The 22,965-nt window shown below is 55.5% G+C and carries 25 protein-coding genes and 1 pseudogene; 3 read left to right on the plus strand and 23 right to left on the minus strand.

Going from position 1 to position 22,965, the window contains the following annotated elements; translation table 11 throughout:
* Positions 1-184 precede the first annotated feature (184 nt).
* On the plus strand, positions 185-868 hold the full coding sequence (locus tag VO84_RS03345) for a VOC family protein (RefSeq protein WP_058185858.1): 684 nt from the start codon (positions 185-187) through the stop codon (positions 866-868).
* A gap of 175 nt (positions 869-1,043) precedes the next feature.
* On the plus strand, positions 1,044-1,565 hold the full coding sequence (locus tag VO84_RS03350) for a cytochrome P460 family protein (protein WP_058185859.1): 522 nt from the start codon (positions 1,044-1,046) through the stop codon (positions 1,563-1,565).
* A gap of 65 nt (positions 1,566-1,630) precedes the next feature.
* Here VO84_RS03350 and VO84_RS03355 read toward each other — a convergent pair whose 3' ends face one another.
* From VO84_RS03355 to VO84_RS03380, 6 genes are all read right to left on the minus strand, one after another.
* Positions 1,631-2,551: a nucleotidyl transferase AbiEii/AbiGii toxin family protein gene (locus tag VO84_RS03355; RefSeq protein WP_058185860.1), complete on the minus strand. Its 921-nt coding sequence runs from the start codon at positions 2,549-2,551 to the stop codon at positions 1,631-1,633.
* The gene (locus tag VO84_RS03360; RefSeq protein ID WP_058185940.1) at positions 2,548-3,135 is read right to left on the minus strand and encodes a type IV toxin-antitoxin system AbiEi family antitoxin domain-containing protein; all 588 of its coding nucleotides are present in this window, start codon (positions 3,133-3,135) and stop codon (positions 2,548-2,550) included. The genes VO84_RS03355 and VO84_RS03360 overlap by 4 nt, the downstream gene beginning before the upstream one ends.
* Positions 3,136-3,214: 79 nt before the next feature.
* Positions 3,215-3,523: a single stranded DNA-binding domain-containing protein gene (locus VO84_RS03365; protein WP_058185861.1), complete on the minus strand. Its 309-nt coding sequence runs from the start codon at positions 3,521-3,523 to the stop codon at positions 3,215-3,217.
* A 433-nt stretch (positions 3,524-3,956) separates the two neighbouring features.
* Positions 3,957-5,267 (minus strand): sugar MFS transporter, encoded by a 1,311-nt coding sequence (locus VO84_RS03370; RefSeq protein ID WP_082661658.1) that lies wholly within the window; start codon positions 5,265-5,267, stop codon positions 3,957-3,959.
* A gap of 37 nt (positions 5,268-5,304) precedes the next feature.
* A complete protein-coding gene (locus tag VO84_RS03375; protein WP_231737756.1) occupies positions 5,305-6,423 on the minus strand; it encodes a carbohydrate porin in 1,119 nt (372 codons plus the stop codon).
* 245 nt (positions 6,424-6,668) lie between these two features.
* Positions 6,669-7,217 (minus strand): RNA polymerase sigma factor, encoded by a 549-nt coding sequence (locus tag VO84_RS03380; protein WP_231737767.1) that lies wholly within the window; start codon positions 7,215-7,217, stop codon positions 6,669-6,671.
* Between VO84_RS03380 and VO84_RS22990 the strand changes: the two genes are divergently transcribed.
* Positions 7,140-7,322 (plus strand): hypothetical protein, encoded by a 183-nt coding sequence (locus VO84_RS22990; RefSeq protein WP_231737769.1) that lies wholly within the window; start codon positions 7,140-7,142, stop codon positions 7,320-7,322. The genes VO84_RS03380 and VO84_RS22990 overlap by 78 nt on opposite strands.
* 112 nt (positions 7,323-7,434) lie before the next feature.
* Here VO84_RS22990 and VO84_RS03385 read toward each other — a convergent pair whose 3' ends face one another.
* The 17 genes and pseudogenes from VO84_RS03385 to VO84_RS03465 form a co-directional block, all read right to left on the minus strand.
* Positions 7,435-8,550 carry an NAD(P)H-dependent flavin oxidoreductase gene (locus VO84_RS03385; protein WP_058185863.1) on the minus strand — a complete coding sequence of 372 codons (1,116 nt, stop codon included), beginning with the start codon at positions 8,548-8,550 and terminating at the stop codon, positions 7,435-7,437.
* 117 nt (positions 8,551-8,667) lie between these two features.
* Positions 8,668-10,134, minus strand: coding sequence for an MmgE/PrpD family protein (locus tag VO84_RS03390; protein ID WP_082661660.1), 1,467 nt, complete (start codon positions 10,132-10,134; stop codon positions 8,668-8,670).
* Between the two features lie 68 nt (positions 10,135-10,202).
* Positions 10,203-11,066, minus strand: coding sequence for an alpha/beta fold hydrolase (locus VO84_RS03395; RefSeq protein WP_058185864.1), 864 nt, complete (start codon positions 11,064-11,066; stop codon positions 10,203-10,205).
* A gap of 159 nt (positions 11,067-11,225) precedes the next feature.
* A complete protein-coding gene (locus VO84_RS03400) occupies positions 11,226-12,260 on the minus strand; it encodes an alcohol dehydrogenase (protein WP_058185865.1) in 1,035 nt (344 codons plus the stop codon).
* Positions 12,261-12,332: 72 nt separating this feature from the next.
* Complete coding sequence (locus VO84_RS03405) at positions 12,333-12,854, minus strand: cytochrome P460 family protein (RefSeq protein ID WP_058185866.1); 522 nt, start codon at positions 12,852-12,854, stop codon at positions 12,333-12,335.
* Positions 12,851-13,330 (minus strand): RidA family protein, encoded by a 480-nt coding sequence (locus VO84_RS03410; RefSeq protein WP_231737757.1) that lies wholly within the window; start codon positions 13,328-13,330, stop codon positions 12,851-12,853. The genes VO84_RS03405 and VO84_RS03410 overlap by 4 nt, the downstream gene beginning before the upstream one ends.
* Positions 13,331-13,341: 11 nt before the next feature.
* Complete coding sequence (locus VO84_RS03415) at positions 13,342-14,064, minus strand: SDR family NAD(P)-dependent oxidoreductase (RefSeq protein ID WP_058185868.1); 723 nt, start codon at positions 14,062-14,064, stop codon at positions 13,342-13,344.
* A gap of 66 nt (positions 14,065-14,130) precedes the next feature.
* Positions 14,131-14,817, minus strand: a complete 687-nt coding sequence (locus VO84_RS03420) for a type 1 glutamine amidotransferase domain-containing protein (protein ID WP_058185869.1) — start codon at positions 14,815-14,817, stop codon at positions 14,131-14,133.
* A 399-nt stretch (positions 14,818-15,216) separates the two neighbouring features.
* Positions 15,217-16,162, minus strand: a pseudogene (mobF, locus tag VO84_RS03425) (MobF family relaxase); the annotation flags it as partial.
* A 6-nt stretch (positions 16,163-16,168) separates the two neighbouring features.
* Entirely contained in the window at positions 16,169-18,238 is a 2,070-nt protein-coding gene (locus VO84_RS03430) for a type IV secretion system DNA-binding domain-containing protein (RefSeq protein WP_082661662.1), read from the minus strand.
* Positions 18,238-18,615 (minus strand): ribbon-helix-helix domain-containing protein, encoded by a 378-nt coding sequence (locus VO84_RS03435; RefSeq protein WP_058185870.1) that lies wholly within the window; start codon positions 18,613-18,615, stop codon positions 18,238-18,240. The genes VO84_RS03430 and VO84_RS03435 overlap by 1 nt, the downstream gene beginning before the upstream one ends.
* A gap of 207 nt (positions 18,616-18,822) precedes the next feature.
* Positions 18,823-19,146, minus strand: a complete 324-nt coding sequence (locus tag VO84_RS03440; RefSeq protein WP_058185871.1) for a hypothetical protein — start codon at positions 19,144-19,146, stop codon at positions 18,823-18,825.
* Positions 19,133-20,164, minus strand: a complete 1,032-nt coding sequence (locus VO84_RS03445; protein ID WP_058185872.1) for a CpaF family protein — start codon at positions 20,162-20,164, stop codon at positions 19,133-19,135. Before VO84_RS03445 ends, VO84_RS03440 begins: the two co-directional genes overlap by 14 nt.
* An 8-nt stretch (positions 20,165-20,172) precedes the next feature.
* Positions 20,173-20,856 (minus strand): VirB8/TrbF family protein, encoded by a 684-nt coding sequence (locus VO84_RS03450; protein WP_058185873.1) that lies wholly within the window; start codon positions 20,854-20,856, stop codon positions 20,173-20,175.
* A gap of 13 nt (positions 20,857-20,869) precedes the next feature.
* Entirely contained in the window at positions 20,870-21,730 is an 861-nt protein-coding gene (locus tag VO84_RS03455) for a type IV secretion system protein (protein ID WP_058185874.1), read from the minus strand.
* Positions 21,731-21,761: 31 nt separating this feature from the next.
* The gene (locus VO84_RS03460) at positions 21,762-22,568 is read right to left on the minus strand and encodes a hypothetical protein (protein ID WP_157439703.1); all 807 of its coding nucleotides are present in this window, start codon (positions 22,566-22,568) and stop codon (positions 21,762-21,764) included.
* A 76-nt stretch (positions 22,569-22,644) separates the two neighbouring features.
* Complete coding sequence (locus tag VO84_RS03465) at positions 22,645-22,965, minus strand: hypothetical protein (RefSeq protein WP_058185876.1); 321 nt, start codon at positions 22,963-22,965, stop codon at positions 22,645-22,647.

Below are 22,965 nucleotides of genomic sequence, written 5' to 3' on the forward strand. Positions count from 1 at the left end.
AGGAACCAACAACTGCGAATGGAATTATCCGATTCGAGTAAAGCAAGTGTGAGCGATGGTCATTACTAAAAATCTAGCGAATGCACGCGCTGGACGCCGTTTCATCTTAGATAGACACGACTTGGTATTGCTCGCATTTATCAAATCTGATTGTGAACCTATTCAAACCTAGAGGAGAAATAACATGGAAAGTAAGTATGAAGTTCGTAGCAATAATGCGACCAGCGACGAGAGATTAGCAAGAATCGATCTGAAACTAGAGGCGATCGTGATTCCAGTCTCGGACGTCGACCGGGCAAAGGAATTCTACGGGCGGCTTGGGTGGAGGCTCGACGCAGACTTCCCATTCGAGAACGGATTTCGGGTGGTCCAATTCACGCCGCCCGGTTCAGGATGCTCGGTGCAATTTGGCACGAGGATAACATCGGCCACGCCTGGTTCAGCCCAAGGCCTCTACCTGATCGTCTCCAACATCGAAGCCGCGCGTGACCAACTCGTTGTTCAGAGTGCCAAGGTCAGCGACGTCTTCCATGCGGGAACACCCGGCGCTCAGTTTGAGCCTATTGGCGCGAGTGGGCGCCTTGACGGGCCTGCATCCGATCACGCCAGCTATAGCTCATTTGTCACGTTTAGTGATCCGGATGGTAACGCGTGGCTATTGCAAGAGGTCACCGCCCGATTGCCCGGTCGCATTGATCTGGCTAAAACGTCGTTCGCCTCAGTGAACGATCTTGCGACGGCACTTCGCCGTGCGGCGGCCGCTCATGGCCAACACGAGGAGCGTATTAAACATGCGGATACGGACTGGCCGGCTTGGTACGCCGAGTATATGGTGCGAGAGCAGGCTGGAGGCGAGCTGCCCCAATGAGAAATCGGGGGTATTGATCGATACCTCCGGTTCACGAAATTACGACAGTGCTTCTGGTGTTATCTCAAGCATTGAGCGCGTTCATAACATTCGGATTTAGAACATCTCACCGCCTATGCCGACGCCGGATGCAGAACTCTAAGCATGGCGCTGAGCATTTTAAGGAGGTAATTCTATGAAACGAATCGCTCTCTCACTGGTTGCAGCGGCGATCGTAGCCGGTGTCGCTGCCTCAACGCCTCGCGCATCTGGACACACCGACGAAAAGATCGCTCCGATCGTCGGAATCACAATCCCGGACGGGTACCGGGACTGGAAATTGATCTCCGTAGCCCACGAGGCGGGCGATCTCAACGATATTCGTTCCATCTTGGGCAACGATGTGGCGATCAAGGCTTATCGGGAAGAAAAGCTACCATTTCCGGATGGCACAATTATTGCCCGGCTGGCCTGGAAATACGTCCCATCCGAGGAAAACAACAAAGTCTTTGGTCGGGAACAGTCCTTCGTTGCCGGGTCTCCCACAAATGTTCAGTTCATGGTCAAGGATTCCAAAAGGTATCCCGCAACAGGAGGCTGGGGATTTGCTCAATTCACAAACGGTAAACCTCTAAACGAAGCGGAACCCAAGACCTGTTTTTCTTGCCATAAGCCTGCGAAAGCTCGGGACTTTATCTTCACTCATTACGCACCTTGAAAAACGAATCTGGCACTATTATCTTTGGCCGCTCCACAGGTAACGAGAAGTCGGCTTGTCGTCATTTACCGGTCAACCCAGGGGCCGCCAGCTTGCCAAGAACGGTTCCAGTGCCCTCCCTCGGCCACACCCCTAACCATGGGCATGATGAACTGCTCGATGACTGTCACAGCAGTCATGAGTGGGATGGCCTCGATGTAAAGACTGTTCTTCTTGTTGAAGGCGGTCCACTGTCGCTGCTTCGATTCGTCTTCAAAGAACTCAGCCGTGAACGCTGTTGGCGTTCCGGATGGTAACGGCGTTTTGCGCCGCTCAAATGTCCGCACGATCGCGTCAGAGAGGATTTGTACTTCGAATGAGAAGAGACGGGCCAAGGTGTACAGGTCGTGAAAGTCTTTCATCCGGGTGTTCGCGATACCGAGCTTCACCATCGCCTCGAACTTCTCCGCCACGACGGTCTCCCTAGGATAGGTGAGAAGAACGGCTGCCGGCCCGTCCAAAATCGTCGGGAACGCTGTCTCTACTGCGGGAGGTGTCACCGCGTCCCCAAATCCGATGTCGAGCTGCATGGGGATTCTGGCTTTCTCCAAGTAGCCCAGGAAACTCACCCGCACTCCCTCGTAATCCGCCCCCTCCTTGATCTGCCGAGCGGTGATGCTTGACGAGTCGAAAATCAGGCCGTCGTCAATGACAGGTAGACCACAAATCTCTTTGAAGATGTCTGCAAAGCGGCGAGGATCGCTGCTCCCGATTGAGAGAAAATCCGCATCCCTAGTTGGTCGATGGGTCTCATCCGTCCAAAGCTCAAAGAGCAGGGCTCCCTTCAGAATGAAGGTCATTTTGTGCTCCGACTGGCTAACTCGGAACAGCAGACGCTCCAAGGCGTATTTCGTCAGCAGCACGCCAAAGTCTTCGTTGCGTTCTCTCGCGAGGTTAAGGAGACGCTGCCGGACGGAAGCTGCGACGTTGTTGACAGATTTACTCATGCCAGCGATTCCATATACGGACGCATCACGTTCGCAACGCGGCAAACTTTCGCCGCCTCCCAGAGTTCGTCCATCGTAGCTTTCTTCCCTCGGAAGCATTCGCGAAGAGCCTGGAGTGCCAGCTCCGTTCCGATCGTTGATCGAAACTTGAAACAATCCGCAACAGTCTTCGCAGGAGTGTAAACCTTCACCTCAGTCCCCTCTACCGGATGTCCCACCACGCCGAAGGTCAGAGCCGCACCTGAAAAGCGGACGACATGCACCGGCGGATACTCCATGCGAGGCGACCATGCTCCCTGCTTGAGCGCAATCCAGACCTCGAACGGATTTTCAGTGGTGAGTTCATGAAAGCGCAGAGCGGACGAGAGACACACCACAGCTTGAGGCACCTTACGGCACACCTCGACCAGAGTTCGGTTCTCCGAGGGCGGATGGTCGGCAGACGAATAAAGTCCGCGCCCGACCCTTTCAAGCTTCCCTTCCCGAACCAGACGACCGAGATAATTGCGTGGGACAGCCAGGCGCTCCAGATCGGCAGACCGTATTACGGGCTGCTCGTCGGCAAGTCTTCGAAGCTTCTCCATGTGCGCCTTCACTTTGGTAGTGTACCAAAGTCAATATAGTTTTCCTCTTCTATATTGGTTTTGGTACAAGCTGCTCAGGCTATGAAATTACCGGTGCGACCGGATGAACCGGTCGCACGAACGTTGCGGTGAGGAGCGGGAGAGTTGCAATGTTGTCTGGCTGGGATTGTGCCTGTACCACTAGCTTGATGCGGGTTCCCGTATGGAGCTGCTTGGCGAAGTGGCCCTGTCTGCCGAAGGCAACGACGTTGTAGTGAAAGGCCTGGAGGTTGCGGTCGCAGATGATGGAAACTCCGAAGGCGGTGTACTTGCGTCCGGTCTTCGAAGTGCGGCTGGTGGCTGAGTTGCTGACAGTGCCGAAGAAGGTGATGGTCTGTTGGGTCTGCATGGTGTTTCTCCTTTTGCCCGGTCAATCGGGACACATCCCAAAGGGCGCGAAGGTGCGCTGCTCCCAAGTCGCGGAGTAGCCGCGTTGCCAAGAGAAGAAGTTTTTGGAAAGGGACCCGGAGCCTGCGAGGGGGGAGGAGTCCAACACCCGAAGGGCGCGGTACGCGAGTTCTGAACGAAGAGCCGAAGGGCGCAGCTCCTGCACCGTAGCGGTGGCCGAGTGAACGCGCAAACAGGAGATCGTGCAGACTGTTTAACATCAATCTCGGGTGTTACCCACACTAGACCTCTCACGGACGCGAAGTCACAATGAACGCGTTCATGGGAAGTTCAAGCCACATCGTTCCCTCGGCCCCGGGCAATCGAAGCACAGTTCCCAAAACTCCATCTGCCTCCGAAAAGAATCAGCCGGGACAAATAGGTATGCACAAAAACTAAGCAATAGTAGTCGCGCGTCTCCGCGTAAGCCCGAATGCCGCTATATAGACGTAGCAGATGAATGGCAGGAAGAATGCGTGATGCAATCCGATCGAACTGTCCGCAATGCGTCCCTGGAGCAGTGGAATCAACGCCCCGCCAACGATGGCGGCGACCATGATGCTCGAGCCCCTTCCAGTGAGCGGCCCGAGGTCGGCGATGCCAAGAGCGAAGATGCTTGGAAACATGATCGAGTTGAACATGCCGACCGCGACCATCGAGATCACCGCGACATGTCCAAAGCCGACCATCGAAGTGACTACGAGAATGCCAGCGATGGAGGCCGCGAGAGCAAGCACTCGTCCCGTAGAGAATCTTCGTAGGATTGCGGAACCGATGAAGCGTCCGACCATCGCTCCGCCCCAATACAGCGAGACATATAAGCTGGCGGTACGAGCATTAAGATTGCCAATATCTGGAAGCTGAAGGTAGCTGATCAGAAAACTTCCGATCGCAACCTCCGCTCCCACGTAGAGGAGGATTCCCAGGGCCCCGAGAAAAAGTTGTGAGTGATTCCGAAGTCTGTCTGAGGTGGACGGGTCCGCCTCCCCCGGCCTAAGGTCCTGCGTAAACGTCAACTTTGGTAGGTTAATCAGGGCCAGCGCCGTTGCGAGGACGGCTAGGGTGATTGCAATCCCCAGATATGGACCATCGACTCTAGATGCCTGTTGTAAGCGTTGCGCTTGCAGCGCGGTGCCGGTCACTTCAGTCGAGGTAGGCAACATCTGCAATTTGGACAGAATGAGATATCCACCAAATATTGGGGCAAGGAAGGTTCCGAAAGAGTTGAAAGCCTGCGCCAGATTGAGGCGGCTTGACGCAGTGCCCTGAGGACCGAGGTTTGCAACATAGGGGTTTGCGGCAACCTGAAGAACGGTGATGCCGGCCGCTAGGACGATCAAAGCCGCCAAAAAGAGATCAAACGACGGAACCCGGGAGGCAGGGATAAAGAGGAACGCGCCAGCCGTCATGATGACGAGACCAACTACCATCGTCCGCTTGTAGCCGAGCCACTCGATCACCTTCCCTGCCGGAAAAGCGAAGACGAAATAAGAAGAGAAGAACGCGAACTGAACCAACATCGCTTGCGTGTAATCCAGATCGAAGACTGATTTGAGGTGCGGAATAAGCGTATCGTTCAGTGATGTCAGAAATCCCCACATAAAGAAGAGGGATGTCGCCACACTCATCGCTCGAACGTTCGTACCATCAGTTCCGGGAGCGATTGAGCTCAAGCCCGCATTACGTTGCTCAACTAGCTGTGACATGTTCCATCCTGATCCGCCCGCGAGGGCCCCAATCCATTTAGAAAATGATTCGCATCCTGACACCGAGAAGCGCTGTACTGTACTTCTTTGCACTGTTTTCAGGATGGATCGACACCTCAAGATCAGGGCCAAGTTCGAGACTTTGAGTCATCCTCACCCGGTAGAAGGACTCAAAGAGGCTTTCGTGATGCAGAGCTGCATGGCTGGGGTCTGTAAGCGTGAAGGAGGCACCGAACATGTCGCCGCGACGACCGAAGGGTCGAATATTCACGATTCCTACATCAACTACGCGCTTGATATTCGAACCTTTATCAGTCGCGACACCGACACGTCCGAACGGCACCCAGCCACTCTTTAGCTCATAGTCTGTACCGAAGCCCACCCCGGCGCCGCTACCCATGTGAGCTGTATCTTGCCTCCACACGAGAACGCGGTAAAGGTGCTCTTGTTTCGTTGGAGAGCCGCTCTTCCAACCGAACTCAACTGCGTTCATGTATTTCTTGTCGGCAAGTGTCTTCAGGTTCGTTTGCTGTGCGCCCTCCGTATCGACGGTTACGGCATGGATGTAGACATGCTCAGTTGCTTGATATTCGAGTGCGGAGCCTCCCGCGTATGTCCCATCGGAAGGCACCGTCAAGTTGCCGTCATTCTCCGCATTCAGGAACTGGGTGCGCTCATCGTTGTTATAGAGACTCAGGCTGATGAACTCGTTTGGATGAATCTTGCCGATATAGAAAGCGAACTTCTTTCGGAAAAAGTCTTGACGGTAGTACAGAACGTTTAGAGTGATAGGTTCTTGAGGACCGCCTCCGGGCAGGCAGTTCAGGGTCAAGCCGGACCCGAGTGCATCGCTGAGATTGAACTGCTCGCTTACACCCATATTCGTTCCTGATCGAACAAGCAGACTGAACGAGCCGGCATTCCCACCGTGATCGTAAGCCTTCCAGCCTCCCGCTAAATCGAAGCGCCCGGTAGCCCAATTATGTCGAACACCCTCTGGCGTCACGGTGGCGTACTGATTCAGAACAGTGTATGTTGCCGCGAAACTGAGGCCCTTTGCCTTGCGCAGATCGTTCATTGCGCTATCGGTGGGCTTGAGAACCACATGAAACGGATCAGAGTGGAACAGCGGATCTGCAGGCACTTTCGATAGCACAGCCACATCCTGATCGAGTGCTTGGCCCGGAAAGGCACTTGGAGCCTCGGTCGGGTCATCGGCCTTTGACTGGACCTGTACATGCGCTGAAGCCTGTGGAGCGCCTGAACCCACTTGCGCTTCTCCATGCGGAACTACTAAGACCCCAGCGAGCACGAGAAATGCCATGCGCAGACTGCTGATCATGTTAAGAACTCGGATTATCGTGGCATTCATGTCCTACGTTCCTTCCGAGCGACTGCCAGTTACACGAACGCGAGAATCGGTGCCTTGGTGCCAATCAATTTGGCCGGAAGTTCCCGCGCGCCGCTAAAAGCGCTTGGACGTTGAGCCAGCGGCACCATTCTGACGGTGAGTTCCTTCCTTGCACGAAGTAGGCGAGACTTCGTAGCGGCGACACTCAAGCCAGCTATGCCTGCAATTTCGCTTACCGAAAAATCCCCTGACTGACGAATCTCTGTCACACCACGCAAGACGGGCGGGAGCCCTCGAATGGCTCGCTTTAGTCGCAGTGAGAGTTGAGCTTTCGCCACGATGCTCTCAGGACTCGGCGAACCGTCTGAAAATTGAAAGCATTCTCCGCTCTCACCTCGCGTGAATTCTTGAAGCGACTGGGCGTGGCAAGACTTCCTCTTCCGAAGAAGCATGAGCGCACAATTCACAGAGATCCGTGTGAACCAAGTCGAAAACTTGGCACGACCATCGAAGCCCTCTAAATGGCGATACCCTTTGAGCATCGCTTCCTGAAGAATGTCCTCAGTGTCTTCGTGGTTTCTAACGATTCGGTGAATGATCCGTGTCGCCATACCGGAGTGGCGACGGCAAAGTTCTCCGTATGCAGATCCGTCACCGATCTTCGCCCGAATGACCAGCTTTTCGTCCCGGAGCAAGCTGAGTGAGTCTTGCTGGTCAGCTACGCAAATGAATGCACTTCGCATAAATGTCTCCTTTTTCAATACGATCGGTTCATCTAGCACGTTAGGAACGCCTGGGCATCCACCGCAATCGCCTTCAATGATGTTTCCATCGAAGCAATTCATCCAAGGGGCCTGCAATATCCCTAAGCATCGAGTCCATCACTGCATCAACCTCGGTTGATCTGATAAGGGCAGCGCTTTGCCCCGACCACATGGGCAGCAAAGATTCATCCCGAGCTCTGTCGGCGGCGATCGACAGATTGCGAATCAGATGGCGCTGCAGTGGATATGGCAGGATTTCCGCGTGATCTGCATTAAGCTCGTCCATTAACTCATTTTTGATCGCGCGGGCGAGCCGACCGGTAAATCCCCGAGTGAGGCCAGTGACCGCTGCCTTACCGCTCAGGAGTGTCTTCCGGTGAAGGTCACTCGCCCCGGAAGCCTCACAGGCCAGGAACACGGTTCCGACTTGCACTGCTTCGGCCCCAAGAGCAAACGCCGCGATGACGCCCCTGGCATCCGCTATTCCGCCAGCCGCGATTACCGGAATATTCACAGCGTCCACAACCTGCGGGACCAGAGACATGGTGCCCATCAGCGAATCTTCTGCTTTCCGTATGAACGATCCGCGATGTCCGCCCGCCTCGAAGCCAGACGCGACAACAACGTCGACTCCTGCATCAGCCAATACCTTGGCTTCGTCCACGGTGGTGGCGGTCCCCATCATGATGATGCCAAGCCGTCTGCATTCATCAAGAACTTCTTTCGGCGGCAAACCGTAAATGAAGCTGAAAGCCGGAACTTTGGCGTCTATCAGGACACGCACCTGGTCCTCAAAGCGAAGTGGCTCATATGCAGCGTAGGAAGGTGCAGTTGCACCCACGCGATCCAGGTGATGAGATATGTGGGAGAGCGCCTTCTGGAAGGCTCCTGCCCCCGAGGACACGGCGGCGGCGTCCTCCATAGATATCCAGAGGTTTATAGCGAATGGCTTGTTGGTAAGAGAACGAATTTCGTCGATTCGCTCCTGAATGATGCGCGGTTCGAGGCTATGTGCTCCAAGCGACCCGAGTCCACCGTAGTTTGAAACCGCGGCTGTGAGTCGCTGGGATGAGAGGCCGCCGAGCGGTCCTTGAATGATTGGGTATTCAATGCCCAGAGCAGAAGTGACTCTGGTTCGTTTCCACGAGGTTATGCTTCTGTCGTCCATAGCTTGGCTACCTTGTTGTTTCGGCCATGCGATTCAAGGCTGCGTCTTGCGGGGGTTGGCGAAAGACGCAGCCTCGCTGTTTGGGTTCAATCGCGGCGACTGCAAGTCGCAGTGGACCTACTGGATTCCGGGGTGAGTCTTTGGGAAGACCGCAGTGCGCCGAACCTGGGCAAGAAGTCCAATCAAATGCGAAATTGGGTTCGAGTCAAGCTGTTGAACGGCTTCTATGATCTTCCCTCGCAACGCTTCATCTGCAAAGGATTCGCTTAGCCAATGGAACTTCGCAACGGTCCGATCCCAGGACATAGGGTTGTCCAAGCCGCCTTCATAACCAAGATGCTCTTTGACTAGAGTGCGCCCGTCCTTCGTGAAGACTGTGACGCGAGCGGCGAGTTCCTTGGGGAACCGCGCCGTAAGTTCTGCGTCTGGACAGACTTGTACCCTGGCTACCAACGCCTGTGCATCTGGCGATTGAATTCGCGCGGGGTTGAGTTGCGCCGGTCCTACCTGGCCATCGAGCAACGCGGCGGAGATGAGGTATTTGAGGTTATAGTCGCCCTGCTCCTTGACCCAAACATGATCTTTTGGTCCGTAGCTTCCTCCACCCGCAAAATCGAAGCCCGCCTCGAAGATGTCGCAACGCACATGATCAACTTCAGCTCCGGTTAAGCCATAGGTTCGCCTGAGATCCAACGTCGCTTCGCACACCGGCTGGCCGTGTATTAGGGATGAATATTTCTTCAAGACGGTCTGCGTGATGAATCCAAGCGAAGGGTTTTCCCAATCCACGACGATCGGCTGACCGAACATTTGTTCAAGCCCCTTTGGGCCTTCAAACAAGCCACTTGGACCTGTGAACCCATGCTTGGCCATTGAGACGGCATACACTGCGCGCATCCCCGTCATTCCCGGTGAAAATCCCTTCCACTGGGATACGGGTTCAACATGCACACAGGCGAGCGAGATATTGTCGACCGTAGCAATCGAAACTGCATTCGCGATCTGCTCGTCGGACAGCCCGAGCAGTTTGCCGGTTGCGGCGGCCACAGACATGGCCAGCTGTATGGCATGGTTAAAGCCCTTGGCCATGACCGGGACGGCCGCAGTGAACCTGCAAATGACCTCATACGCCACCGCCAGCGCAAGCATGAATTCCTCACCCGTCGCGTCTGCCAGTTCGGCCGCCGCCAGGACGGCCCCGAAGCTATCGCTCGGATGACAGAGGCCACCTGGTGACATGTAGCTATCGAGAAGATCGACATAGCGTACAAGCCCAGAGTTATACAAAGCCGCCTGATCGATGGATGTCTTGCCCCCACCGATGAGGGTGCACAGACCGGGAGCTCTGAATTCTTCGAACTGTTCGCGCAACGCTATGAAGGGCGGTCCGGGCTGAGCTGCGATTGCGCACCCTAGGCTATCCAAAATATTACGCTTGTAGAGCGTCCGAATATCTGGCTTCAGCTGTTCCGCTTTCGCTGCAAGTGTGAAAGCTCCAATGCGCTGGACTGCAGAAAGCGAGGCGGTTTGGGCCGTGTTCGAACTCGCAGCGACTGTAACTTTTTCTTCGACGATGACACTCATAGTCTTCTCCCTTTAAGGCCGACGCTATCCGCATCGGTGTGTTTGAGAAACATGCAACAACCTAGGCCCTAGTTCTGACCTTCCAAGAATCTGCGAAGCAGTACAGCAATCTCATCTGCCTTTGTATCTAGCGCAAAATGGCCGGCGTCAAGTATGTGGATCTCTGCTTGGGGAACGTCGGTTCGATAGCGTTCGGGTTCGCCTGGATCGAACGACAGATCGTGTTTGCCCCAGAAGACAAGAAGCCTAGGTTTGGTCTCGCGCATCCACGCTTGCCACTTCGGGTATGCCTGAACGTTGGTGCGGTAGTCGTAGAAAAGGTCGCTCTGAATCTGCGCCTGCCCGGGAGCATTAAGGAACGCATACTCGTCGGTCCAAAGATCGGGATCATAAAGCGCAGGGTTCGGATCGTCTCCGATATGGCGGGTCTTCGTGGTTGCAAGTGACAACAGATTCGTGCGCAACACTTCTTCATAAGCTGGCCGATCTGCCCAGAATGCCCTACGTGTTGCCCAGCTTTCTCCAAGGCCTTCGTTGTGCGCTACTGCGTCCTGAACCACAAGGGCATCCACTCTTTCCGGGTGCTCAAGTGCCATGCGGAATCCTACCGGTCCCCCGTAATCCTGCATATAGAGTGTGTAGTGCGACAATTTCAATGCTTGCGTGAAGTCGTTCATCACGCTCGCGAGATGGTCAAAGGTATAGGCAAATTGCCTGGGGTCGGGCCAATCGCTGTGGCCAAAACCGGGGTAGTCAGGTGCGACGAGGTGGTAATTGTCTGCCAGTCTCGTCAGCAAGGGCTGGAACATTCGTGATGACGAAGGAAGTCCATGCAATAGGAGTAGGGTCGGGGCATTTTTTGGCCCCGCCTCTCGGTACGCGATGGAAAGGCCATCGACCTCTATCGTTCGGTAGGCGATTGGGTACTTCATGGGAAGTTCCTTTCCTTGCAACTGTGCCGAAACAGATGTAACCGATACCAAGCAGCACACCAGAAGAAACCACGACAACCAGGACCATCTAAGAATGCGCATCGCGTCCTCCTACTCGATTCGTGCTGCTGTGCTGCTCCCGCTCTGTTGTCCTTCACGTCACATTGTGAGGACAACTCGGAATTGGGCTTTGCCGCTGAGCATGCGCTCATAGGCTTGCGCGACCTGTTCGAGCGGGTAGGTTTCGATCATTGGTCGAACGCCGCTGAGTTCAGCGAACCGGAGCGTGTCGTCAGAATCCGCTGGAGTACCCGCAGCCCAACCCTCAACGGATTTACTGCCGCCAATCAACTGGACGGGCGCTATTTCTATGGGATCGAAGGAGACTCCGATAACGACTAGCTTCCCGTTCGGACCGAGCCCGCTAACCAACTTCGACATTGCCTTTGAGTCGGGTGCCGTGGCGAGAATCGCTTTAGCGCCACCCAACGTCTGGAGCACCTCGGCTGGATCCGCTACCTTCGAATCGATGTAGACGGTGGCACCAAGCTTTTTCGCCAAGGTCTCATCTTCAGCGCCGCGTCCGATTGCTACGACTTTGAAACCGAACTTGTGAGCGAATTGAATACCGAGATGGCCTAGGCCTCCAATCCCCTGAACAGCGACAAGGTCGCCGGGCAGCGCGCCACTATGCCGGAGAGCGTTGTAGGTCGTTAGACCGGCGCAAAGCAACGGTGCGGCGTCGGTGTCGTTGAGATCATCGGGGATCGATACAAGTGCCTCGATCGGCGCCACCATGTACTGCTGGTACCCGCCGTCGTAGCTGATACCTGTGATCTGCTGATTCTTGCAATTGCGGAAGTCTCCACGCCTGCATTCCTGGCAAGTGTTGTCGTGGCCGCCATGCCAACCAACACCCACACGCTGTCCTTTCGTCCATGCGGAAACGCCGGTTCCAACTTCGTCGATGATGCCGGCCACTTCATGTCCCGGGACTCGCGGATACTGAATTCCAGGCCACTGTCCTTCGACGGTGAGGACATCGCTATGGCAAACACCGCATGCCTGCACTTTGATTCGTACTTGGCCCGCGCTGGGCTCGGGAAGTTCACGCTCGACAATTTCAAAACCCTTGCCTGGCTTACCGATTTGGGCAACCTTCATTGTCGCTACTGCAATTGCTGTGGATGTCATAATGTCTCCTAAACTTCGGTGAATGTTGAAGTTGCTACTTCTCCTAGTCGACGATGCTTACGAGTTCGGCACCTATGGTGCGTATCGCGTGAATACGTAGTCATGATCTTTAGCGTTGGCTTCGTGACAAGCAAAGCATGTATTGTGTTGTGCAACATCGGCTGCCTTGCCATTGGTGAACCGGCCAAATCCCCAGCCGCCGGTCGAGGCATATCTCTTTGCATCCTTGACCATCACTTGCACCGTCGTAGCATCCCCGGGAACATAGGCCTGCGGCGGGGCGGAGAGATCGGACGGCATCGTGAGCGGCACGTGTTTCCAAGCGAGTTTCACGAGGACCGTGCCGTTTGGGAATGGGAGCGCATTCGCTCGATAAGCTTTCATTGCTCCTTTGTTTCCGACGATCAATCGCAGCTCAACAAGAGTGCCTGCCTCGTGGGATGGGGCAACAAACTCCCAGTTCCTGTAGCCGACTGGAACGGTGACCCCGTATATTGGAGAACGCTCGACTTCGGAACGCTGTGCGCCGACAAGCGTGGCGGAGGCTATCCCAGCGGCGATCGTGAGCGATGAGACCGCAAGTAGATGCTTCATACCGACTCCTCTAAGACTTCGAAGATTACTTCGAGTTCAATCGGCATGCCCAACGGGAGGCTGGCAACTCCTATCACCATCCGCACTGGAGTCCTCGCGACACCGAAGACGTCGCGAAAGAGATCGGACACCGCATCCGCGATCCTCGGCTGGTCAACAGAGTTCCCAGAAGTTGCAATAAATACTCCCAGTCGCACGACACGAGCAATTCGATCAAGAGAACCAAGGTGTTGTTTCGTTGCCGCAAGTGCGCCCAACGCCGCAATGTAGGCGGCATCCCTCCCCGCTTCAACGTCGAGTTCCTTTCCAAGCCGGCCAAGATACTTGGGCTTGTGATCGACGACTGGAAGCATTCCACTCAGAAACAATAGGTTGCCGGTCTGTAACACCTCAACGTACGTACCAAATGGAGTCGGTGCGCCCGGAAGTTCAATTCCAAGATCCTTCAGCCGCTGGTCCGCGCCGCTCTGCAGCAAACCCGGGCCCCCTACCATTTTCCTGAGTGTGCACCGCCGTCCACGTGCAGCACCTCCCCAGTGACGTGCCGAGCTTCCGTCAGATAAATGACAGCGTCGGCAACATCTTTTCCGTCCGTAATGGTGCCCATCGGCGAGAGGGACTTCATGAAGTCCCTCGGCGTCTTCGTATGAAGAGGAGTGTCGACAACGCCTGGGGCCACCGCATTGAAACGGATGTTGTCCTTGGCGTACTCGCTCGCAAGGCTAAGAGTAATGGCGTTTAGGCCGCCCTTGGTGATCATCGGTATTGAAGCTGTGACGCCTGCAATCGGATTGTCAGCAAGTGCCGCCGTGATAGTTGTCACGCTCCCGCCGACACCTTGCGCCAACATCTGCTTGACTGCTAACTGTGTGGTGAAGATGAAGCCTTCCAGGTTCGTAGAGATCAACTTTCGGAAGTCCTCAACCGTGTAGTCGGTGAAGGGTTTGGTCGAGAAGATGCCTGCATTATTGACCACGTGATCAATTGAACCGAACTTGGCCAAAGCGATCTGCGTGATCTTTTCTGCAGTGGCCAGCTCCCCGATGTCGCCGTCCACGAGCGCGAGGTGCGGTGAGGCTGCGAATCCCGCACTGCTAATTTGCCGTGAGGTTCCGACTACTTGGTAGCCGCGCTCCAGGAACGCATATACGATCGCGGCTCCTATACCTTGCGAGGCTCCTGTAACGATAACTGTCTTTTTGTCTGCCATTTCAAGTCCCTCTTTCTTCCGGTGCGTGCTGATGAATTCACTTCAAGGCACTTGCGTGGAGAACGCTTAGGCGCTCTGGTTGGGAAACAGGCTGAGAAGCGCCTTTGCGGCAGCGGTCGAGGAAGCTGGATTTTGGCCTGTTACCAAACGGCCATCCACGATGGCAAAGCTCTGCCAGTCCGGGGCTTTTTCGTAGAGCCCACCTATCCGCTTCAACTCGTCTTCGACCAGGAACGGAACAACGTGGGTGAGTTGGACGGCTTCTTCTTCACCATTGGTGAAGCCGGTAACGCGTTTACCTTTGATCAGCAACTCGCCATCGATCGTTACCCGATGAAACACCGCGGGCGAGTGACACACGGCGGCAACCGGCTTTCCGGAGTTATAGAAAGACTCAATCAAGGCGATCGAAACGGGATTGTCAACAAGATCCCACATTGGTCCATGCCCACCAACGTAAAACACGGTGTCAAATTCTTCGAATTTCACGCTCGCGAGGAGAACCGTCTGTGAAAGTGCTTTCTGTGCGCTCTTGTCTTCTTTGAAGCGCGACATTGAATCCGTCTGATTTTCAGGCAAATCGCTCTTTGGATCGATAGGCGGCTGACCGCCTCTCGGTGACGCGAGAGTGAGTTCGACTCCGGCGTCTCTGAAGACGAAGTAAGGAGCTGCAAACTCTTCAAGCCAGAATCCAGTTTTGCGACCGGTATCGCCGAGTTGATCGTGGGATGTGATTACCATCAGAATTTTCATCTTCTGTCTCCGAGAAATCTCTTGCCAGCCGAGTGTGTCGATTGGCATGACCCGATATGACCAGAAGGATGGAGCCGGAACAATTGGACGAAGGTATTGCGCAATACCTTCGTGTCGAGTGAGCTTCTTAGGTTCTCTGGAAGCCAATGGCTCGTGACGATCTTTCACCCATTGTTAGCGCCGCAACCGGTAAAAGAAAGACCGCGACAAAGGTCTCGATCAACACCATCGTCTGATGGTGATGCTGGACTTCACCTGTTTTGATCTCTCTAGGTTTCAAGCAATGCAAGAACCCAAAGAGGACACCGATTATGAATCGTATGAACGACATCGTAGTGGTCGACGACAACCCGCTCTTGCTCTGCGCATCCGGGACTCGATTCGGTGCAAGCCCCTCCGCCCGTTCTCTGGCCGCTGCAACCACATGATCTGCCTGGTTGCCGAACTCGGCCGCAATCTGCTTATGAGCGGCGATCACCTCGGACGGAGTATGAATTTCCTTCCGGTCGCGGGTGTTGTGCGCCGCAATCTCCGCTGCCTCCGGCCCGCTGAAGCCGCTCCGCGCAATAGCTTCCTCGATCTGCTGGCGACGTGGGCTGGACGCTTCAAGGTACTCGGGGGTGTAGCCCTTTACGTCGGGAGCCCCGCTCTTGCCAGCCTCAATCTCGTAGCCGAGATTGCGGAGACGGTATGTTAGTTCGGATTGATAAACGGCGGTAGCAAACTGCTGGCTATCGAAGTAACCCTGGGGTTGAAGTGCGCGTGTCGAGCCATCGGACCGCTCGGTCATATTGAGGATGACGGCGTGGGTATGGAGCTGGGGTGCGGCGTAGCCGTCGACCGGGCGGGCGGTGTCATGCTCGAACTTGGCAACGATGAACTTGCCGGTGGTCTCGGCGGGATTGTTGCCGCCGATGCGCGCCTGAGTGTACCGCTCCAACTCCGTGAGGGCGATGGTTACGGCCTGCCGGTGAGCCTCGCGAACACGATCATCTCCGCCTACCAAAGCAGTCAGCGAGACGGACTTTGGAGCCGAGAACGTCGCGTCCCACCCCGCACGATGCTCCACTGGTTTTACGGTCGTTCCGTCTGCGGTCGTGTACTCCTGGCCCTTCCGATGCTTGACCAACTGCTCGGCGGTATGGGGGTTCTGGCCTTCGCTAAGGCGAGCGAAGTGTCGCGCGTCGATGGCTCCGGCTAGGCCGTACTTCTCGGCCAACTGACCCTGCCATTCTCCAAGAATCGTGTCGCCCTGCTTCCAATAGTTCTGCTCGGCAGACGTGAACTCCTTGGCGTGGTACGTCTGTGCCTGGCCGGAGCTGATTGGTTTGGAAATAGTGAGCATACGGCCCTACCGTCCCACAAAGTCGAGCGTTGACTGGACCCCTACTTCGTCCTGAACTTCGCCAGAGTCCACGGGAGAATCAGGGTCAGTTCGAGTCACCGCAAGCTCTTCTTCGGTTGGTTCATCAGCCACCGGCACGACGGCATCCTCCACCTTTGTAGAGTCACCCGCCTTCACCTTCGGCACCTCGGCTTCCAGGTCAATCGTCGGCTGCCGCGCCGGTTGAGTCTTCGGTATAAGGGTGATCGGATCGAAGCCCAGAGCATCGTCTTCCATGTCGCGGGCGATGAAGCCGCGAGTCCTCTGGGGCACCTCCATGTAGTCGAAATGGAAGCGGGCGACGTTGTTTCCCAGCTTGAGAAAGGCGTGCCGATTCTCCAGTCCGGAGATTTCAGAGTCCATGACCAACGGCTCTACCTGACGGTCCAAGGTGAAGTTCTTGCCGGAACGGGTACCGTCGAAATGCGTCTCCTTCATCCGCTCAATCTCGATCTTGCCGATGGCTTTCGACACCCATTCCGCTGCTTTCGGCTCAGTGGTCTTGAGGAAGATTTTGGTCGCCGGCTGGGAGAGCATCACCTCGGCCAGGTGGCCGTAGATCACTTCAAGCTGGGCCTTTCCTTGGAAGCCGAGAACCAGCGGGTTCTGGCTCTTCCGATTCTCGGTGATGGCCGTATGGAGCTGAGGGAGACGCTGTAAACTCGCCAGCTCGTCCAATACAAACCACACAGGCTTCTGAGCACCTTGCGGGGCGGTTAGCAGCCTAAGAACCAAGAGGTCTATCCAAAGACTGTGAAGGGGACGGAGGGCTTCGCGCTCAGTCGCGCTAGAGGTGATGAAGATCCAACCTTTACGCGTCTCGGACCATTCCGTGGCACTCCACGTCGTCTTCGACTGCTCCTTGGTGGGCAGCATCCGTAGGCTGTCCGCTACCAGTCCGAGCGAAGCCAGGACGCCGTTGCGCTGCTGCTGTGCGCCTTTAGCAATCATGGCCTGCATCTCTGTTCCGAGCACACGTTTGTCGATCTCACCCGGGTTGGAGAGCCAAGCGACCAACTGCGTCGGGGTCGGCCCGAAGGTGAGGAGATGGGCAAAGATTTTCTGTGGCGTCTCGGTGAAAAACTCACCCTTCTTGTCGCTGGTCGGCTGGTAGAGCGAGGCTGCAATCGCCTTGGCTTCCGCCTTCCGGCGAAGCTCCTCAGACGGCCCCCAGTAGGGGCAGCGGGCATCTAAAGGGTTGAGCACAATGTCTCCACGATCGGCATCGTAGAACCTTTGAATGAACTCGCAAGCCGGGTCGTAGACGATAGCCATCTCCTGTCTGTCCTGAATTTGCCGGAGGATCTGCATGATGAGGCTGGTCTTCCCCGCCCCGGTGTCGCCCATGAGTTCAATGTGCTGCGCCTCGGCCCTCAGCGGTATCCTCATCATCTCTTTGGCTTCGGTAGTTTTGAAGCCAATCCCGTCACCCTGCACCGTCTCGTTGAACTCTTTTGGGGTCAGAAGCACTGGCCCTTTCAAGAGCCGCCCATACTTTATTTGCTTCCTGCGCTTTATGTCCTTGCGTATAGAAAGTGGGAGCTGGGCGAGCAGTGAGAGGAAGCCAAACAGGATCGGAAGTTTGTAGATGTCCCTGAGCTGGTCGCCCTGGAAGACGCTGGTCTTGAGGTACTCGTGCATGGACTTGTCGAGGTATGGCTGCTGCGGCCCGCGATAGAGTGCTCGGAGCCCACGCGCTTCCGCAGCGCTCGAAAGCGCAAGCGGGATATGCTTGCCTCCGGGGGCCGAAGTGGTGCCTTGTTGTACGTCGGCTTCGACGGCGAGTTGTCCCATCTTGGTGCCGTCACCGATGTAGAGCAGTTGATATTTATCCTTCTTATTGAGTGCCGCGCCCGCCGCCGATCGTGCGTACATCGGCGTGTAGAACTGCTGTAAGGGTGTCTGGCCGTAGGCAAAACGAACATACAGAAAGCACCCGGTCATCACGAAGGCAAGGAATACCGCGCCATAGGTGTAGATGGCGGAATGCGGCGGGAAAATGACAGTTTCTTTGCGACCCCACTGTTGACCTGCCATTATGCACGCTCCAGGTCTTGCTTCGTCTCGACTGCAAGCGCAGTCTTCCGCTTCTTGACCTCGACCATGATTCCGTCGAACACCTCGGGCGTAATTTTGAGGCCGGTTGTGAGCGGCTTCAGGAGGTTGGTAAGCATGAGCCGAATCCCCACGATCTCGCTCAACTCAGGGCTGGCGGTGGGGGCTCCGCTATCTCGTATCAGTTCGTCAAGGATGAGCCGGCGGATGAACTCTCCACGTTGCTGGCCGCGCTTTTTGGCGAGCAAATCGAGTCTTTCTGCTTCGCTTCGGCTCAGCTTCGATGAGACATTCGTGAGACGAAATGATGCCCGCTGCTGTGCCTTTTCGACCATCGCATCATCGTTGAAGAGGGACATATGTACCTTCGATCCGTCAGGGATTCTTGGGAATACTCGGGTATTCTCAAGAATCCCTATGCTCCGTAAGTTGTTGAGGATATTCTGTCGCCTTCAAGAATCCGTCAGGATTCCCAGCACGACCCTCGGAGGGGTGGAGTGTCATAATTCATCCGGTGCGTAGCACCGCTTCCATCCCGGCACAAATCATTGAGGGGGCAATACTCATTACTTCACCGCTGCATGAGCCGTGGGAATCGCTGTCTGAGCTGGCACTGATGTTGCCGGCTTACGCCCCGGCGTTCCCTTTGGCCTATCCTCGCCATTACGCTTGATACGCAATGGATGGATCGGCTTTGAATCGTTCGGTGCCCCGATATATTTCTGGAAGTCCTTGTCTTTGGTGAAGACGTATTCGAGTGCTTTATTCACCACATCGTCAGCGGCTACTCGGGTAAATGCGGCATATTGATTGACGAGGTTTGCAGTGGGCTCTTCAAGCGAGACGGTGGCAGTGACTTTACGGCTGGTTGTGATCTCAAGCAATGGCATGGACGTTCTCCCTCTTGTTGCTGGTTGAAATGATTGGGTGGATTGCTGGGACATCGCGCTCACCTGCGAGATCAAAGATGGTGTCGTACATGAATTGTTTGGTCGTGCGGTCATATCCACGCACAGCGATAATCTCGCTCACTTTGCGACCATCGGCGAACCTGCCAACTTGGGCGACGATCTGAACCGTCTCGGCGATCTCCGCCGAGATGTCGTCCCGATTCGATTGCTGGTGCGAACGCATTGCCAATTCACCGAATCTGCGGAGGGCCTTCACCGCAGAACTGGCATGAATCGTCGCCATCGAACCCGCGTGCCCGGTATTGAACGAATCGAGCAGTGTGCGGGCTTCCTCGCCACGCACCTCGCCGAGGATGATGCGGTCGGGCCTCCACCGCAGCGCGGCCTTCAACAGGTCATTGAAGCTCACCGTGCCGGTGTGTGATTCTGTCTGGCACTCCGACGCCAATAGATTTGGCTTGCCAATACGCAGCTCGGACGTGTCTTCGATCACCACAATGCGCTCTTCCTCGGGGATGTAATCAGCGAGTGCGTTCAGCAAGCTGGTCTTGCCCGCGCCAGTTCCGCCGCTAATCAGCATCGTCTTCCCGGCCTCGATATAGCCGCTCAGTGTCGCACCTATCTCCGGCGTCATCGCGCCAGTTTGAATGAGGTCGGCGATGCTGAACCGGGTCTTGGAAAACTTGCGAATCGTGACTGCGGGGTTGGGCCGCACAACGGGCGGGAGAACCGCCGCGAGGCGGCTACCGTCCGGCAGTTGGGCATTCAATAGCGGGTGCGCCTCGTCCAGCTTGCGGCTCAGCTTGTTTGCAATCACCTCAAGGCCGGTACGGAGTGCTTTCGCATCGAAGACGATCTCCGCGTGCTCCAACTTGCCCCCGCGCTCAAACCACCACTGACCGTTGGGATTGCCCATAATCTCGCTCACCGTGTCGTCAAGCAGTAGCTCTTTGATGGGCTGGAGAAACGATATGAGGAGGTCAAGATCGTGGTTCATATCAACTCCTAGTTGAATGCCTGGTCTGCGCGGTAACGAACGATAGTGAGTCCAAGCGGATTGAAGGCGAGCGCGTTGTTCTCGACGTGATCGGCGAAGACATAGGTCACACTGGCGGTCCAACGCTCCGTCTTGATCTCCGAATGGTCGTTGGCGTTGGTGTAGACCTTCTCAAACTCAATCCGCGCCGAATAGGGCGACTGCCGGAGGTCGTCGAGGACGACGCTCTTGATATTGATATCGACATAAGGGAGCGTGCTGTCCTGCTGGAAAGTGGTAATCGTCTTGCTCAACTGCTCCTGCCGAATGACTGCCTGCTGCACATCCGAATTAAGGAAGTAAAGCGCCTGGGTTTGGTCGCGCTCGATGGTATAGCGATTGCGCTGGAAGTAGAGCGTGGCCCACCGCGAGAGGTAATACTTGTTCTCTGCCTCCTGCGGTTTGTAGTCATAATTCCGATAGTCGATTGCGTCCGCGTGTCCCACATCGTTGATGCGGATGACAAGCGGTTTCATCCCAGCGAGAGCCTTTTGGCTCTTGAAGGTGAGTGCGCCTAGCATCAGGCAGACGACGCCCAGGACAAGGATCGTGATCTTCAGATAGGTGTTCATCACGAGCGGGTCGCCATACTGCTCCAGATAGCGTTCCGCTGCGCGTGTAATCTCGGGTGATTTCGTCTCTTGAGCTGGCATGTGGGATCTCCGTTTACTTCATGATTCCTGCGGTGATGGCACCGGTGATGGCACCCATGCCTGCGTCGTGACCGCTGCTGCTACCGGAAAAGATGGAGGCGGTGATTGCCGGAATCTTGATGAGGATGAAGATATTGACGACCGTGAGCAGGATGATGAAGGGAAAGTTTTGCAACATCTTGATCGGATTGGTGAAGTCCATAAGGTTCGTCGCGGAGGACATATAGAGATGTCCGAGGATGCTCATCGTTGCGGCTGCGACCACCTTGTAAAAGGAGAAACTGAGGAACGCCCTGAGCCAACCCCAGAAGAGAAACTCCAGCTTCTCGATGATGAGAAAGGGAATGAAAATAGGACCGAGAAGACCGATGATTGCTGCGGCTATCTCACCATAGGCGATGATGACCGAGACAAGCGCCGCGAGGATTGCAAGTGAAAGCTGATTCATGATGTAGGCGACTATCATGTACGGCGCGGTGAACATCGCAATGCCAGGCCCAGACTTCTGCAAACTTGTGTCGATGGATTGCAGCATCGAATTGGTCGCATCGTATCCGATGGTGTTAGCAAGATCGGTCGTTCCATCGCTGATGAAACTCTTGAGCGAATAGCCGATGCCTGGAATAGTGCTGTCGTAATAGAGCACGAACATATATGCGAAGCTGATGAGCATAAAGAAGTTGAGGAAGCGGGCCATGTTGAATCCCTGCCCACCTTGGGCGGATGCAAGCGCTTCCTGAATGCCGTACCAAACGAGCATGATGGTCGCGAGTGAGAGAACGATGCGGAGTCCAATCGCGTCGATGGTCGGTGCCGTACTTGCGGTCAATGACTGGCATTGCTGCGCGATGAAGTTGAGTAATTGGAATCCCATAATCGCCCCCCCATGGCTTGTAGCCGAACGTCTAGTAGCTGAATGCCTTGCTCACTCCACTTTTGTCTGTGCTGGTATGAGTCGCATAATTGCTTTCGTAGCCATCAGCAGCCTGCATGGACATCTTCAATCCGTCCTGCTGCTGTTTCTGTTGCACCATCTGTTGCAAGCTCTGAGCCTGCGTCATCTGGCTTGCTTCCTGCTGTGTACGGAGCTGCAAGAGCATCGCCTGGTTGATGCGCTGCAATGTCGCAAGGTCTGTCTGTTGGGTGGGATCTGTGGAGTGACTGGCGGTTTCCAGCGTTTTGATGTCGGCCTCGCGTTGCGGAGCGTTTGCCCGCACCGTGCCAATCGTTTGTAAGCTGGTTGTATTTACTGCATCTCCCAAATCAGCGGTTGCACCCTGCGCGGCAATAGCCTGTTGGCCTTGCGCGCTCAGCGAGCCATAGCCAGATATTTGACCTGTTCGCTGGATACTTGCTCCTTGGTTAGCTGCCGCCGCTCCGCTGCCGTTCGTCGCCGAAGTGGTCCACGGAAGCGAATTGCCGTAGGTATTGGCAGGGTGAGCAACCGGTGCCCAAGTTTGCTGCGCCATGTTGGTGTACGCCGTGTAGTAGCTGGATGGCGCTGTCGCCATCCGCTGGGCAAGGTTGTACGCTTGCATGACGTTCTGGGTTGTCTTGATCGTCGTTGTGTAGAGCTGGCTGGCTTGTACGAGTTGTTGCACGGCATGGGCGGATTGGGTGGGGTCTAACACTACGCCCACGCCAAACTGTGCGTGCGCTGGATTGGCTGAAGTGGTGACGGCCAATAGGACGGTTAGGATTAATCCCTTCATGGTGGTTCTCCTTGTAGGGGTCGGTGGAGGTTAGATTGCGTTAGGGGACGACTATGGAAACTCTTGGCTAGGCGCATTACTGAACGAGCATCTTCTTCGTTATGTCGTCGCGCTGAGCCTCTAACTCCTTGCAATGCGGGCTGCTCTTTCGGGCTTCCGCATCGCGCTGATGTTGGTCAATCACGGCCTGCTGTTGCGGCGAAGGCTTATTCCCGAATGCTGAGCCAACAATCGCCTTTCCGTCTTGATCCGAGGTCGATGCAGAGCAGTCTTTTTGATATGCGGCATTCGCGGCCTGATATGCAGCCGTGAGATCTTGGCTTTTCTGTTCCTTACTTTTGCAGCCCGACAATAAGAGGGCGGCGAATGCAAAGGCGATGACGAGGGCTTGACGCAT

The organism is Occallatibacter gabretensis (assembly GCF_001449115.1).
GTDB lineage: Bacteria > Acidobacteriota > Terriglobia > Terriglobales > Acidobacteriaceae > Telmatobacter > Telmatobacter gabretensis.